The sequence below is a fragment of the Methylobacter sp. S3L5C genome, assembly GCF_022788635.1.
Lineage (GTDB): Bacteria > Pseudomonadota > Gammaproteobacteria > Methylococcales > Methylomonadaceae > Methylobacter_C.
The window spans coordinates 3,526,764-3,540,495 of the sequence record NZ_CP076024.1; the positions used below are offsets into that span (position 1 = coordinate 3,526,764).

The window sequence follows — 13,732 nt, forward strand, 5'->3', positions numbered from 1 at the left end:
GGAATATTGGTAATTAACCAAGCGTGCTTGAGTACCTATGAATTAAACTTGAGCAAAGCAAAATATCACTTTTCAAAGAAAGATTTTCGTAAGTCCCGAGGACTTCTTAAAAAAGGAGATATACTAATCGCTTCTACAGGACGTGGTGTACTTGGGAAATGTTGCTTTGTCAATTCTGAAGTCGAAGGTTTTGTTGACTCTCATGTGAGAGTGTAAATAATTTCGTGTAACTGCTTATTTTCAGCATAATAAAATTCCCTTAGGAGGAATGAAAATGAGCAATATCATCAACGACCCAGCTTTAATTTCAGCAATTCAGGATTTGGCACGCGGTATTAAATCAGAGGCTGACTTATCTTCGTTAACCAGAGAGCTACTTAAAATCACCGTAGAAGCCTCGCTTAATGCCGAAATGGAGGCTCATTTGGGCTACCCCAAGCATTCGCCTACGGGGCATAACTCCGGTAACAGTCGGAATGGTTATGGCAGCAAATCACTTAAAGGCGATCATGGCGTACTTGAGATTGAAACGCCCAGAGACCGCAACGGCACCTTTGAGCCTCAATTTGTGCGTAAAAATCAAACACGGTTAACGCATTTCGACGACAAAATCCTGACCTTATATGCAAAGGGTATGACGACACGGGACATTGTTGATACCTTTGAAGAAATGTACGGTGCGACTATTTCTGCCACGCAGGTTTCAAATATCACCGAAGCCGTTATGGAAAAAATCATTGAATGGCAAGCCAGGCCACTTGATGAGATCTATCCCATCATCTATCTCGATTGTATCGTGGTGAAAATCAAGCAGGATAAGCGCGTCATTAACAAGGCTATTTATGTGGCACTAGTACTCAGTCAATCTGATAATGTCGGATAAAGTTTCTTCAGTTTTATCCGTGCATCCTCCGTGGTAAACCGCCATTTCATAGGCCGAGCAATAGTATTTCTTTTTTCTTGCCACGCTAAAATTTCTGTTTTTAACATTTCTTGATCTGGAATGCGGCGATCCATACATTGCCGTGACAGGATGCTTAATTCTATCTCGGCCATATTTAACCAACTGCCATGCTTGGGCGTGTAGTGTATTTCTAGTTTTTCAAGAATTCTTCTCGCCTCTTTTGGCTCAAATGCCTTATATAAAGAGGCACCAGTATGGGTATTCAGATTATCCATAACCAGGGTAATACGTTTAGCCTGCGGGTAATGGACATCAACCAGGTTACGAATTTGATGCGCCCAATCAATGGCCGTTCTTTGATCGGTTACCTCAACAAACCGTTTGCCCTGCAAGGGTTCAAAAAACATAAAAATATTGCTCACTCCATTACGCTCATATTCCGTGTCGTACCGAGCGACCGTGCCAGGCTTTGCCGGTATTGGTGTTCGCGTGTCTTTAATCTGTTGCTTGCTGCTTTCATCCATGCAAATCAGTGGTTGCGCTTCATCATAAGGTCGCTTGTAAACCTCAAGCGTATCTTCCATAGCACAAACAAACTCAGCATTTTTTTTAGCCGGAATACACCACTCTTTATTTTGCCAGGGTTTTAATTCGTTTTTTTTAAGGTTTGCCGGATAGTTTCATGCGATACACTTTCAATATAACCCAGCTCAACCATCTGCTGTCCAAGTAAACGTAATGTCCAGCGACTACGCCCTTCAGGTGCATCGCCACAACTTAACGCGATCAAACGGGCTTCATTCTCTCCATCAATAGTACGACTTCTAACCCGAATTGACTTTGCCCGGTTTAAAGCCGATTCCAAGCCTTCTTGAACCAGTCGCTCCCGGACTCGTTCAACGGTACGTCTTGAAATACCAAAAGCTTCACTTATTGGCCGGTCCAGCCATTTTTCTCCTAACTCGCTAACATCCGCTTTCAGCAGTATTTCAGCGTGTAACCTTTTATGAGCGGCCACTTTTCCGGTATGAATCAAACTTCCCAAATAAGCGCGTTCATCTTCCGTTAGTCGTACTATGTATTTCTTTTTCAATGGTGTTTATTAATGGCAATGTAAAGACATTATATGGGGGCTATCATTCGACATATCAACGCTGACTGAGTACTAGGCGTGAATATGGCAGGCCAGAAGGAGTTATTAGGGCTTTGGTTATCCGAAAATGAAGGCGCCAAGTTTTGGCTTTCGGTACTGACTGAGCTTAAGAATCGAGGCATCAAGGATGTTTTTGTCGCCTGCGTGGATGGCTTGACTGGATTTCCGGATGCTATCGGCGCGGTCTTTCCTAAAACGCAGGTTCAGCTCTGTATTGTCCACATGGTCCGGAACTCATTACGTTTCGTTTCTTGGAAAGACCGAAAACTGATTGCAATAGATCTCAAGAAAATCTACCAATCGATCACGGTTGAAGAAGCCGAAATGGAGCTCGAAGCCTTTGCAAGGACGTGGGATAATCAATATCCATCAATCAGCCAATCCTGGCGTCATCACTGGCCTAACTTGATTGCTTTCTTTGATTATCCTAATGAAATAAGAAAGATAATTTATACTACCAATGCCATTGAATCCGTGAACAGCGTGATTAGAAAGGCGACCAACGCCAGGAAAATATTTCCCAATGATCAATCTGCAATGAAAGTGGTTTATCTGGCAATAGAGAATGCCTCAAAAAAATGGTCCATGCCATTACGAGATTGGAAACCGGCTATTAATCAGTTTATGATTATGTACGAAGACAGGATACTTAATTTTAATTAGAGGCAGTTTACACAGATTTTCTTACGCCCTCTCCATACGGGATGATGACCCACAGCATTAACAGCAACAACCACGACGTTTTATTAACATGGGTTAACTTCATTTTTTATGCTCCTAACGTTTGAGTGATGTATTTCCCGTCCTCAAACTTAAGTATTTTTACTATTTCTGTTATGCAACGACCTTCTTGGGTTCTGGCGATATGAATAACGCAGTGCACCGCTTCGCCAATCATCGGTTCAATCTGTTTGGGGGAGTCCGGGTGCATACTGATTAACAAGGCCAGTTGATCCAGTCCCGCTCGGGCATTATTAGCATGAAGGGTTGCGACTCCACCTTCATGACCAGTGTTCCAGGCCATCAGCAGATCTAACGCTTACTATTTTTAATCAAATCAAAACTTTCCAAAATATTGCTATATCGTGAGAAGAAAAAGGCAAAACCTATACGGTATTATTATTCTGCACTGACACTGACTGTGCGGCGCTGGACATCCTGCGCTATTACAAAGCAAAATTTCAGATGGAGTTCGGGTTTCGCGATGCCAAGCGACTTCCGAAGCAACATTGAGCTTCCATTTCAATGCTTCACTGGCCGCGCTGAATTTACTGCGTCTGGAAGACCGGCAACAGGCTGTGGAAGGCTCAGATCGCCATGTTATTTCAATCGCCAGTTGGAAGACCCGTAAATTCAATGCGCATTTATTGGAAAGGTTTTCTTGCCACTTAGGGCTGGACTTTACTGCCATAAAATCCAGCCCGGGCTTTGCAGCCCTCTGTAACTATGAGGCTATCGCCGCGTAAACTGTCCGAAGTATTGTATAAATAGCCGCCAAGAAATATCAAACTGCTAGATAGCTTCCCGGATAAATAATTTCGAAATTTAAAGCCACCATCTTTTGAAGGCATTTAGGGTTATTATCTGTATGCGCTTATAACGAGATGAATTGGCAGTTTACTTTCTGAAAGTCTGTACAACGATATTTTACTACTTGAAAAGCAGACGTGTTACTCGTTTAATCGGTCTTCAGGTTATAATGATTGACACAAATAAGCAGCGATATTCTAGCGCCACTTTTTTATTAGTCGTTCAGCGGTGGTTACCGCTATTACTTTTCAATAAAACCAAAAAACCTCAGTACTTTTTAAATGAGTTACCCAGATAAACTATGACACAAAAACTTTATATTCAAACCAACGGTTGTCAGATGAATGAATATGATTCTGATAAAATGCGCGATGTACTGCAAGCATCACATGGCTTTGAATTGATTGACGATCCAAAACTGGCAGACGTTTTACTTCTTAATACCTGTTCAATACGCGAAAAAGCCCAGGAAAAAGTTTTTTCAGCGTTAGGTAAATGGCGCAAGATTAAAGACAAACGCCCCGATGTCATCATTGGAGTTGGTGGTTGTGTTGCCAGCCAGGAAGGTACTGCCATTCAAAAACGTGCACCATTTGTCGATATCGTTTTTGGTCCGCAAACGCTGCATCGTTTGCCACAATTATTGGATCAAGTCCGCAGCAAGCATAAACCGGTTATTGATGTCTCTTTTCCGGAAATAGAAAAGTTTGATGCCCTACCCGAGCCTCGGGCAGAAGGTCCAAAAGCGTTTGTTTCAGTAATGGAAGGCTGCAGTAAATATTGTTCTTTTTGCGTGGTGCCTTATACCCGAGGCGAAGAAATCAGTCGTCCGCTAAAAGATGTCATTGCTGAAATTACTACATTGGCCAGACAAGGTGTCCGGGAAATCAATTTATTGGGGCAAAATGTTAATGCTTATCGCGGTGAAATGGAGGATGGCGACATTGCCGATTTTGCCCTGTTATTGCATTATGTAGCTGCCATTGACGGCATAGATCGCTTGCGTTTTACCACGTCACATCCGGTTGAATTTACGGATAGTTTAATTGAAGCTTTTGCCGAACTTCCACAACTGGTTGATCATCTGCATTTACCGGTACAAAGTGGCTGCGATAATATCTTAAAAATGATGAAACGTGGCCATACCAGCGCCGATTATCGGGAAATCATTCGTAAATTGCGTCAAGTACGCCCCAATATCAGCCTGTCTTCGGATTTTATTATTGGTTTTCCCGGTGAAACGGATGCCGAATTTGAAGAAACCCTGGCCTTTGTTGAAGAGATCGGGTTCGACTTATCTTTTAGCTTTGTTTATAGTCAACGACCCGGAACACCGGCAGCAGATTTACCGGATGATGTGTCTGCAGAAGTAAAAAAACTGCGTCTTGAGCGCTTTCAAAACCGGATTAACGAGATGGCTATCGCTATTTCCAATAGCATGATAGGTACCGTGCAAACGGTTTTAGTCGAAGGACAAGCTAAAAAGAATCCCCTGCAAATGCAAGGCCGAACCGAGAATAACCGGGTGGTAAATTTTATTGGTCATCCTCGGCTGGCAGGACAATTTGTTGATGTGTTCATTGCGGAAGCTCTGCCTAATTCTTTACGGGGACGGATGGTTGAAGCTTCTGTCGATAAAATAGTCACTCATAGCTGATAGATCATTCAATGACTTCTCAAGAACTTTGTTTGTTCCCTGCCGATAATGACAGGCTATCCAACTTTTGTGGCCAGTTAGATGCGCATTTACGGCAAATAGAAAAACGACTCCATGTTGAAATAGCCAATCGCGGCAACCAGTTTAAAGTGACCGGATTGGATAGTTCGTCAGTCCAGGCCACCTGCGCGGTTATACAGAAATTATTTGCCAGCACTGAAAATGACAAGTTAACCGCCGAACTGATTCATTTGGCTATGCAGGATGCCTCTATTGACGACATGTTGGAAACCTTGGCAACGGTAGCGGAACAAGAGGTCGCTATCAAAACCAAATTTGGCTTGATTAAAGGTCGGGGTTCCAATCAACAAGCTTACTTAAGAAAAATTTTCGCTCATGATATTAATTTTGGCGTGGGTCCGGCCGGAACCGGCAAAACTTACCTAGCCGTTGCCTGCGCTATTGAAGCCTTGCAAACTGAAAAAGTCAGAAAAATAATTCTGGTGCGCCCTGCGGTAGAAGCCGGTGAAAAGCTGGGCTTTTTGCCGGGAGATATGGCCCAAAAAGTCGATCCTTATTTGCGGCCTTTGTATGATGCCTTGCATGAAATGCTCGGCTTTGAACGCGTTGAAAAAATGCTTGATAAGGGTATCATAGAAGTTGCCCCACTGGCTTTTATGCGTGGCCGAACCTTGAATGACGCTTTTATTATTCTGGATGAGGCACAAAACACTACAACCGAACAGATTAAAATGTTTCTTACCCGCTTAGGTTTTGGTTCCACGGCCGTTATCACTGGTGATGTTACCCAAATAGATCTGCCTTCAGAAAAAATGTCCGGCCTGCGGCATGTACTTGGCGTTATTAAAGATGTTGAGGGTATCAGCTTTACTTTTTTTGAGGCGCGGGATGTCGTAAGGCACCCTTTGGTACAGCGCATTGTTTCTGCTTATGAAGACTACGAGCAAAAAAATAACATCAAGCCATGAATCTAATCGAAATCCAGACTATTTTTAACTCCGACGGCCAACCTGATCAGCAACAGATTCAACAATGGGTGGATGCGGCATTAAGCGATTATGATCAAGATACCGAAATTGTAGTGCGTATTGTTGATGAACAAGAAATTTCCAAACTTAATGAGCAATACCGCCATAAACACGGCCCCACCAATATCCTCAGCTTTCCCGTTGAAGTACCGGATGGTATTGAGCTGGATTTATTAGGCGATTTGGTCATCTGTGCTCCGGTCATGGAAAAAGAAGCACGGGAACAACATAAAGTTTTGGCTGACCATTGGGCGCATATCATTGTGCATGGCGTCTTGCATTTATTGGGCTATGACCATCTTGATGAGGCTGAAGCCGAATTAATGGAAAGCAAAGAAATAACCATTTTAAAGACATTATCTATACAAAATCCCTATCTACAGGACAATGACGAATGACCGATGAGCAACCTCCAAGTATAATCGCTCCCCGAAAACGGTGGGTGGAAAGAATCAGCCAACTATTTTCCGGTGAGCCTCAAGATTTGGATGATCTTCTTGAAATCATACGAGAAGCACAAGAAAACCGGCTATTGGATACCGATGCCTTATCGATGATTGAAGGCGTATTACAGGTATCACAAATGCGGGTCAGGGATATCATGATCCCCCGCGTTCAAATGGTCGTGGTACCCAAAGATGCCGAACTGGAAACCATATTTCCACTGGTCATCGAGTTTTGTCATTCCCGTTATCCGGTTATTGATGGCGATCGCAGTAAAGTGGTTGGGGTTTTGTTAGCCAAAGACTTACTGGCGCGTGTCTTGCAAAACAACACCATGACGGTTCAGGATATCATGCGGCCCGCCTTGATTGTTCCCGAAAGCAAGCGCTTAAACGTATTGCTGAAGGAATTTCGAACCAATGGTAATCATATGGCTATTGTTGTCGATGAATACGGACAGGCTGCAGGCCTGGTCACCATCGAAGATGTGCTGGAAGAAATTGTTGGTGAAATTGAAGACGAGCATGATGATCATGACGATGAAGGCTACGTTTTTCAGCGTAATCCCAATGAGTTCATGATAAAAGCACTCATGCCCATTGAAGAATTTGATGATTATTTTTCCACCAATTTAGTCACGGATGAATACGATACCATAGGCGGCTTTCTGGTAAATCAATTCGAACATATGCCTAAAAAAGGCGAAAGCCTCGTTATAGAGAACATGCGCTTTGAAGTGATTAGAGCGGATAATCGGCGCATTCGTCTAATAAAACTTAAAACCCAACATAACCTGGTCGCAGAAAAATAATGATGAATAATCAGACAGTATTAATAACCGGAGGCGCAGGTTATATCGGAAGCCATGCTTGTGTAGAATTATTGCAAGCGGGTTTTAAGGTTGTCGTCGTTGATAACTTGTCCAATAGTAAACTTGAAGCATTAACCCGGGTACAAAAAATTACCGGTAAAGCACTGTCTTTTTATCAAGCCGACATTCGTGACAAACCCGCATTAACTGAAATTTTTGCTAAAGAATCACCGTCAACAGTGATTCATTTTGCCGGATTAAAAGCGGTTGGTGAGTCCTGCGCACAACCGCAATTGTATTATGACAATAATATCCATGGAACGCTGGTACTTACTGAAGTAATGAACCATGCGAACGTAAAGCAATTGGTATTCAGTTCGTCTGCGACTGTTTATAGTGAATCATCCTCAACACCTCAATATACTGAAGACTTTGCTTTGGGTGCGATCAATCCTTATGGCCGCTCCAAAGCCATGATAGAAGATATTTTACGGGACTTATCAGCGGCTGATAAAATCAATCAAGCTGCATCACCCTGGAAAATTGCTTTGCTACGCTATTTTAATCCGATAGGTGCACATCAAAGCGGCTTGATTGGCGAAGACCCGAATGGAATCCCCAACAATCTGATGCCTTATGTTGCGCAGGTTGCCATTGGCAAATTAACACAATTATCCGTATTTGGTGATGATTACCCGACTCGTGATGGCACCGGTATCAGGGATTATATTCATGTGGTTGACTTGGTAAAAGGTCATATCAATGCAATAGCAGCATTGAACAGCGAAAAATTTGCAACGGGTGCTTGTAACGCTTATAACCTGGGCGCTGGCAGAGGCTATAGTGTTCTAGAAATAATCAATGCTTTTGAAAAAATAACCGGAAAAACCATTAATTATAAAATTTCTCCGCGCAGAGCCGGCGATCTGGCAGAGTGTTTTGCCAATCCTGATCTGGCCTTAAAAGAGCTTAACTGGAAAGTAGAAAAAACTCTGGATGATATGGTAGCTGACACCTGGAAATGGCAAACCCAAAACCCGCAAGGCTATAACCAAATTTAAACGGCTAAAGCCTGACTATTTTCTAAAGAAACCATAACTCTAATAAATATCTCCACAGGATATGCTGAACGCATTAAAATGTAGTGTATCGCTCAATCACCAATAATGAGCTTTATTACTACTTGGCATGTCCTGTATGAGTAGTCGGCCAAAATATATGTTATCCCTAGCAAATATTTAAAACCGGTAACCCCCGGTGATTACCAGAAAGCTTCAGGATCAAACTTTTCATACCCAATCATTGCTGGCACTACCTTCAACATCAAACTCATCCAAGCCAATCCAGAAATAATACTTCCCTTAGCCTTAAAAAAACTTATTAATTTTATCAAAAGGAAACTGTATGGATAAGCGTACATTTACAAATCGCATAGTCGTTCTTGATACTGAAACTACGGGGTTAAATCCGCAGGAAGGACATCGGATTATTGAAATTGGTTGTGTGGAAATGGTTAAGCGTCGCCTAACGGGAAAACGCTTTCACGTTTATATAAATCCTGATCGAATTATTGATGATGGTGCCATTGCAGTTCACGGCATCACCAATCAATTTTTGGATGATAAACCACATTTTGACCAAATTGTTGACGATTTTATCGGCTTTATTAAGGATGCAGAGTTGGTTATACACAATGCGCCATTTGATGTCGGCTTTATTAACAAAGAGTTTTCACTACTCAAAAATAAAACAGGAGCGGTAACAGATTATAGCGAGGTATTTGATACACTAGCCTATGCCAGAAAAAAACATCCGGGACAAAGAAACAGTCTGGATGCGCTTTGTAAACGTTATGGTATAGATAATAGTCATAGGGATTTGCACGGCGCTTTATTGGATGCAGAAATCCTAGCCGATGTGTTTTTATTAATGACGGGGGGGCAATCTTCGTTACTGGATGAGGGGCAATTGGAGACAACAGGATCAAGTGAAAATACGGAGGTAAAACGGATACTCACAGACCGCCCCGCATTAAGAATTATTACTTGTAATGAGGAAGAGTTGACCGCTCATCAATTACGTTTGGAAGCGATTGAAAAAGCCGGTGACTCTTGTCTATGGAATCAGTAGCTTGCAAGCCGGGAAAGCAGAAACCAACCCAACTTACAAATAACCGTTTTTGATCCGGTTAGCCGAGGCTAACCGGATCAATCAAATTACTCTTCTGCTTTTGGTTTTGCACGTCTGGATGTAGAACCCATTCTTTTTTTGCTTTTATCAACTTTTTTGGCCGCATCATCCGGTTGTGATCTTCTGGCACTTTCATCCATTTTTGAAATGTTAAGCAACTGTCCTGCGACCCGAATTCTTTTCAGTTCTTCAAGCAATTCTTTTGGCATACCTGCAGGTAATTCAACAGTACTGTAGTCATCTTCAATTCTAATACGGGCGATATGATCGCCATCAATGCCGGTTTCATTGGCAATAGCACCAACAATATTGCCAGGTTTTACGCCATGTGCATGGCCGACTTCAATACGAAATGTTTCCATTTCTATATTTGCGCCAGTTCCGAAAGCACGTTTTGGTTTACGATCCCTTTCAGGACGATCCTCCCTACGTGAACGGTCATCTCTGTCCCTTGAAGGACGATCCCTTTCAGGACGATCTTCTCTACTGTCGTAAGCTTTTTTAGGTAAATTTTGCATTAACAACGGTGTATCGCCTTGGACCAATTTTGCCAGGGCAGCCGCTATTTCTAATGCGGTTACATTATGTTCCTGTTGAAATTGCTCTATCAATTGAGTGAAAAAACTCAACTCTTCTGCGGCCAACGTGTCAGTAATATTTTGTTTGAAGCGTGAAATACGTTTATTATTAATGACTTCAGTTGAAGGTAAACCCATTTCTTCAATTTTTTGCTTGGTCGCTCTTTCGATATTACCCAACAACTTTCTTTCTCTGGGTGCAATAAACAAAATTGCATCACCGGTACGTCCCGCACGTCCTGTTCTGCCAATACGATGAACGTAAGATTCGGTATCGTAAGGGATATCGTAGTTGACGACATGGGTAATACGATCGACATCCAATCCGCGCGCAGCAACATCGGTAGCAATTAAAATATCCAATTTGCCATTTTTCAGATGGGCAATAGTGCGTTCTCTAAGAGTCTGAGACATGTCGCCATTAATTGCCGCTGCCGAGTAGCCTCGTGCTTCCAGCTTTTCTGCCAATTCAATGGTTGCCGTTTTGGTTCTGACGAAAATAATCATGCCGTCAAACGTTTCAGCTTCAAGGATACGAGTCAATGCGTCCAACTTATGTACGCCACTAACCATCCAAAAGCGTTGACGTATATTTTCTGCTGATGCAGTAGTTACTTTAATAGTGACTTGCTCCGGATCAGTCAAATATTCTTGAGCAATTTTACGAATAACCGAAGGCATAGTCGCAGAAAATAAAGCTATTTGTATATTTTCCGGTGTTTTTTCAAGTACCCATTCAACATCATCAATAAAGCCCATACGTAACATTTCATCAGCTTCATCAAGAACCAGAACGCTAAGGCCGTCCAGATTCAAGGTGCCTTTACGCATGTGATCCATGACCCGACCCGGTGTACCGACAACCACGTGTGCGCCGCGCTTTAGCTGACGTAATTGTGTGCTGTAGTCTTGTCCACCGTAAATAGGTAAAACATGGAAGCCTTTTAAATGTGCAGCATAACGCTGAAATGCTTCTGCTACTTGTATGGCAAGTTCGCGAGTCGGAGCCAGAACCAACACCTGTGGGTCTTTTTGACGAAGATCTATACGCGATAAAATGGGTAGTGCAAAAGCCGCTGTTTTACCAGTACCTGTTTGCGCTTGACCCAAAACATCTCTGCCTTGTAACATTAGCGGAATAACTTGTGCCTGAATGGGCGAAGGTGTTTCATAACCGACATCATCCAGTGCTTTTAGCAGAGGTTCGATCAGTGCTAAATCACGGAAAGTGGGTAATGTAGAAACATCATTGGACATGGATTTACCTGTTTTGGAGTTTTTGGAATGCGCGTAGAGCGCGGAGAAATTTTTGTTTATTTATAAATTATACCCCATTGTATTGAATTTCGCAGTAAATTGATACAGTCATAACTGTTGATGATGTTTTTTAAGTTACTGCAAGGGCTTGTTTCAATGCGATTATTGATACCTTACGAGGAAATTGGGCATATAAATCCACTACCCGTAACGGTTACCAATCATTTTTTATAACAAACTCTTATGGTTAAAAATGTCGCCGGGTAGTTGCCTTGGATCAAGCATTAAAAACGTGAAGTTCAAAAACAATGTCCGTTAAAGCTTTGCAATCCTGAAATTGAAGAAACATTAGCCTGAAAAATTGATGATATTAATAGACAAACTTGCAGCGCACAAATAAGTAAATAAACCAACGCTCAAGCGTTTTTTAACCGGTCAAAAAGATCTTTTTGGCCATGCATTTTGCGCCTTATACCTTTTTTAAGCATTTGCTTGTTATAATAACCGCAGTTTTGTAACCGTATCAATTCTGATCGAGAAATTTCATGATTCAAGGTAGTATCGTAGCGTTAGTCACACCGATGTATGAAAATGGTGCAGTGGACAAGGACAGCCTGAAAAAATTAGTCGACTATCACCTTGAACATGGGTCAGATGCCCTTGTTGCTGTAGGTACAACAGGGGAATCTGCGACCCTGAATGAAGACGAACACTGTGATGTTATTAAATCTATTGTTGATTATGTTGCCGGCAAAATACCGGTTATTGCCGGAACAGGAGCAAACTCAACTACTGAAGCAATAACGCTAACACGCAAGGCCAAACAAGCGGGGGCCGATGCCTGTCTGATTGTAACGCCCTATTACAACAAGCCAACTCAGGAAGGCTTGTATCTGCATTACCAAGCCATTGCTGAAGCGGTTGATATACCACAAATTTTATATAATGTGCCCGGGCGAACCGCCTGCGATATGCTACCTGAAACTGTTGGACGCTTATCCCATATCAAAAATATTATTGGCGTTAAAGAAGCAACAGGCGATCTATCCAGAGTCAAAACCATAAGGGATTTGGCGGGTATCGATTTTGCAATTTATACCGGAGATGATGCCAGCAGCCGTGAATTTTGTCTTTTAGGTGGTAACGGTACGATTACGGTAACCGGTAACGTTGCCCCTCGTCTGGTACATGAAATGATCATGGCAGCAATAACCGGTGATAAAGACACCGCATTAGCCATTGATATAAAACTGGCAGACTTACATAAAAACCTGTTTATTCAATCCAATCCAATTCCGGTTAAATGGGCGGTTGCTGAAATGGGCTTGATGGGTAAAGGTATTCGCTTACCGTTAACCTGGTTAACCGAGGATTGTTTTACCGTAGTACGCGATGCAATGCGTAAGGCTGAAGTCATTTAATGAAAGTTAAAACCGGCTCACTTTTCATTATGGCAATCCTGTTGCTTAGTCTATCCGCTTGCAGTTACATCAAAAGCTTGTTTCCTGACAAGGAAAAGGATTATCAATACACGACTGAAATTCCTCCGCTAATTTTGCCTAATGATTTAAAAACTAACTACGTTCCCAATGTAACTACATCGACAGCCCCTGCTGCTAGTAGTGATACTAATGCCAATATGCCGGAGGATGCTTCTGGCCTACCGACTGAAGAAGCTACATCAACAGCAACGCCGACAACCGAGGTAGTCATACCCGATGCGGCAATTACAGTTGAGCGCATTCAAGTAACTGATGGTGGTAACCGGTTGCGTATTAATACGCCGTTTATCACATCCTGGCGCATCGTCAATAAATCCTTAAGCCGAAAAGCGATTGAAGTCACCGAGCGCAATCAGGAAGCAAGACTGATTACAATTCAATATGACGCTGAAGGGCAAAAAGTAAAAGACGAATCCTATTTGGATGAAGTTAAATTTTTCTTCGCTGGAATTGACAATAATGACAAAACTTATTTACTCAAACTGGAAGCAAATAATGAACAAACAGATGTCGTTGTTCTTGATAAAGACCAGCAACCATTGTCTGATGCTGACAGCGCCAAGTTACTAATGCTTTTGGAAGAAACCATTAAAGCCGATTTGGCAAAAAAATAACGTCAGCCATTTCCATAGGTTGGGTTGGATTAAGCCAACCCGA

11 protein-coding genes and 3 pseudogenes are annotated in these 13,732 nt (G+C 42.3%); 11 read left to right on the forward strand and 3 right to left on the reverse strand.

Annotated features, from left to right (window positions below; all coding sequences use genetic code 11):
* Nucleotides 1-274: 274 nt before the first annotated feature.
* Nucleotides 275-853: pseudogene (locus tag KKZ03_RS15890) on the forward strand (transposase); the annotation flags it as partial.
* 8 nt (nt 854-861) lie between these two features.
* On the opposite strand, the gene KKZ03_RS15895 reads toward KKZ03_RS15890, so the two are convergent.
* A protein-coding gene (locus tag KKZ03_RS15895; protein WP_243217008.1) for an IS630 family transposase occupies nt 862-1,997 on the reverse strand; the annotation gives its coding sequence in 2 pieces (ribosomal slippage) (nt 862-1,568 and nt 1,568-1,997; 1,137 coding nt in all).
* Nucleotides 1,998-2,069: 72 nt separating this feature from the next.
* Here KKZ03_RS15895 and KKZ03_RS15900 point away from each other — a divergent pair.
* Nucleotides 2,070-2,720: pseudogene (locus tag KKZ03_RS15900) on the forward strand (IS256 family transposase); the annotation flags it as partial.
* Nucleotides 2,721-2,826: 106 nt separating this feature from the next.
* Here the strand turns inward: KKZ03_RS15900 and KKZ03_RS15905 are convergent.
* Nucleotides 2,827-3,096 (reverse strand): annotated as a pseudogene (locus KKZ03_RS15905) (ATPase, T2SS/T4P/T4SS family); the annotation flags it as partial.
* A gap of 190 nt (nt 3,097-3,286) precedes the next feature.
* Between KKZ03_RS15905 and KKZ03_RS15910 the strand changes: the two are divergent.
* The 7 genes from KKZ03_RS15910 (at nt 3,287) to dnaQ (ending at nt 9,678) form a co-directional block, all read left to right on the forward strand.
* Nucleotides 3,287-3,523: a hypothetical protein gene (locus tag KKZ03_RS15910; RefSeq protein WP_243217778.1), complete on the forward strand. Its 237-nt coding sequence runs from the start codon at nt 3,287-3,289 to the stop codon at nt 3,521-3,523.
* A 365-nt stretch (nt 3,524-3,888) separates the two neighbouring features.
* Complete coding sequence (gene miaB, locus KKZ03_RS15915) at nt 3,889-5,244, forward strand: tRNA (N6-isopentenyl adenosine(37)-C2)-methylthiotransferase MiaB (RefSeq protein ID WP_243217779.1); 1,356 nt, start codon at nt 3,889-3,891, stop codon at nt 5,242-5,244.
* An 11-nt stretch (nt 5,245-5,255) separates the two neighbouring features.
* Nucleotides 5,256-6,233, forward strand: a complete 978-nt coding sequence (locus KKZ03_RS15920) for a PhoH family protein (protein ID WP_243217780.1) — start codon at nt 5,256-5,258, stop codon at nt 6,231-6,233.
* Entirely contained in the window at nt 6,230-6,691 is a 462-nt protein-coding gene (gene ybeY, locus KKZ03_RS15925) for an rRNA maturation RNase YbeY (protein ID WP_243217781.1), read from the forward strand. Before KKZ03_RS15920 ends, ybeY begins: the two co-directional genes overlap by 4 nt.
* Nucleotides 6,688-7,548 carry an HlyC/CorC family transporter gene (locus KKZ03_RS15930; RefSeq protein WP_243217782.1) on the forward strand — a complete coding sequence of 287 codons (861 nt, stop codon included), beginning with the start codon at nt 6,688-6,690 and terminating at the stop codon, nt 7,546-7,548. The genes ybeY and KKZ03_RS15930 overlap by 4 nt, the downstream gene beginning before the upstream one ends.
* Before the next feature lie 2 nt (nt 7,549-7,550).
* On the forward strand, nt 7,551-8,609 hold the full coding sequence (gene galE, locus KKZ03_RS15935; RefSeq protein WP_243221654.1) for a UDP-glucose 4-epimerase GalE: 1,059 nt from the start codon (nt 7,551-7,553) through the stop codon (nt 8,607-8,609).
* Between the two features lie 343 nt (nt 8,610-8,952).
* On the forward strand, nt 8,953-9,678 hold the full coding sequence (gene dnaQ / locus KKZ03_RS15940; RefSeq protein WP_243217783.1) for a DNA polymerase III subunit epsilon: 726 nt from the start codon (nt 8,953-8,955) through the stop codon (nt 9,676-9,678).
* 86 nt (nt 9,679-9,764) lie between these two features.
* Here dnaQ and KKZ03_RS15945 read toward each other — a convergent pair whose 3' ends face one another.
* A complete protein-coding gene (locus KKZ03_RS15945; protein ID WP_243217784.1) occupies nt 9,765-11,573 on the reverse strand; it encodes a DEAD/DEAH box helicase in 1,809 nt (602 codons plus the stop codon).
* A gap of 545 nt (nt 11,574-12,118) precedes the next feature.
* On the opposite strand from KKZ03_RS15945, the gene dapA reads away from it, so the two are divergent.
* Together dapA and bamC are read left to right on the forward strand one after the other, a co-directional pair.
* Nucleotides 12,119-12,994 carry a 4-hydroxy-tetrahydrodipicolinate synthase gene (dapA, locus tag KKZ03_RS15950; RefSeq protein ID WP_243217785.1) on the forward strand — a complete coding sequence of 292 codons (876 nt, stop codon included), beginning with the start codon at nt 12,119-12,121 and terminating at the stop codon, nt 12,992-12,994.
* Nucleotides 12,994-13,689 carry an outer membrane protein assembly factor BamC gene (gene bamC / locus KKZ03_RS15955; protein ID WP_243217786.1) on the forward strand — a complete coding sequence of 232 codons (696 nt, stop codon included), beginning with the start codon at nt 12,994-12,996 and terminating at the stop codon, nt 13,687-13,689. Before dapA ends, bamC begins: the two co-directional genes overlap by 1 nt.
* The last annotated feature ends 43 nt before the right edge of the window (nt 13,690-13,732 follow it).

Coding starts and splice junctions, on each gene's coding strand:
- miaB (WP_243217779.1), top strand. CDS start 3,889: ATGACACAAAAACTTTATATTCAAACCAACGGTTGTCAGATGAATGAA.
- KKZ03_RS15920 (WP_243217780.1), top strand. CDS start 5,256: ATGACTTCTCAAGAACTTTGTTTGTTCCCTGCCGATAATGACAGGCTA.
- ybeY (WP_243217781.1), top strand. CDS start 6,230: ATGAATCTAATCGAAATCCAGACTATTTTTAACTCCGACGGCCAACCT.
- KKZ03_RS15930 (WP_243217782.1), top strand. CDS start 6,688: ATGACCGATGAGCAACCTCCAAGTATAATCGCTCCCCGAAAACGGTGG.
- galE (WP_243221654.1), top strand. CDS start 7,551: ATGAATAATCAGACAGTATTAATAACCGGAGGCGCAGGTTATATCGGA.
- dnaQ (WP_243217783.1), top strand. CDS start 8,953: ATGGATAAGCGTACATTTACAAATCGCATAGTCGTTCTTGATACTGAA.
- KKZ03_RS15945 (WP_243217784.1), bottom strand. CDS start 11,573: ATGTCCAATGATGTTTCTACATTACCCACTTTCCGTGATTTAGCACTG.
- dapA (WP_243217785.1), top strand. CDS start 12,119: ATGATTCAAGGTAGTATCGTAGCGTTAGTCACACCGATGTATGAAAAT.
- bamC (WP_243217786.1), top strand. CDS start 12,994: ATGAAAGTTAAAACCGGCTCACTTTTCATTATGGCAATCCTGTTGCTT.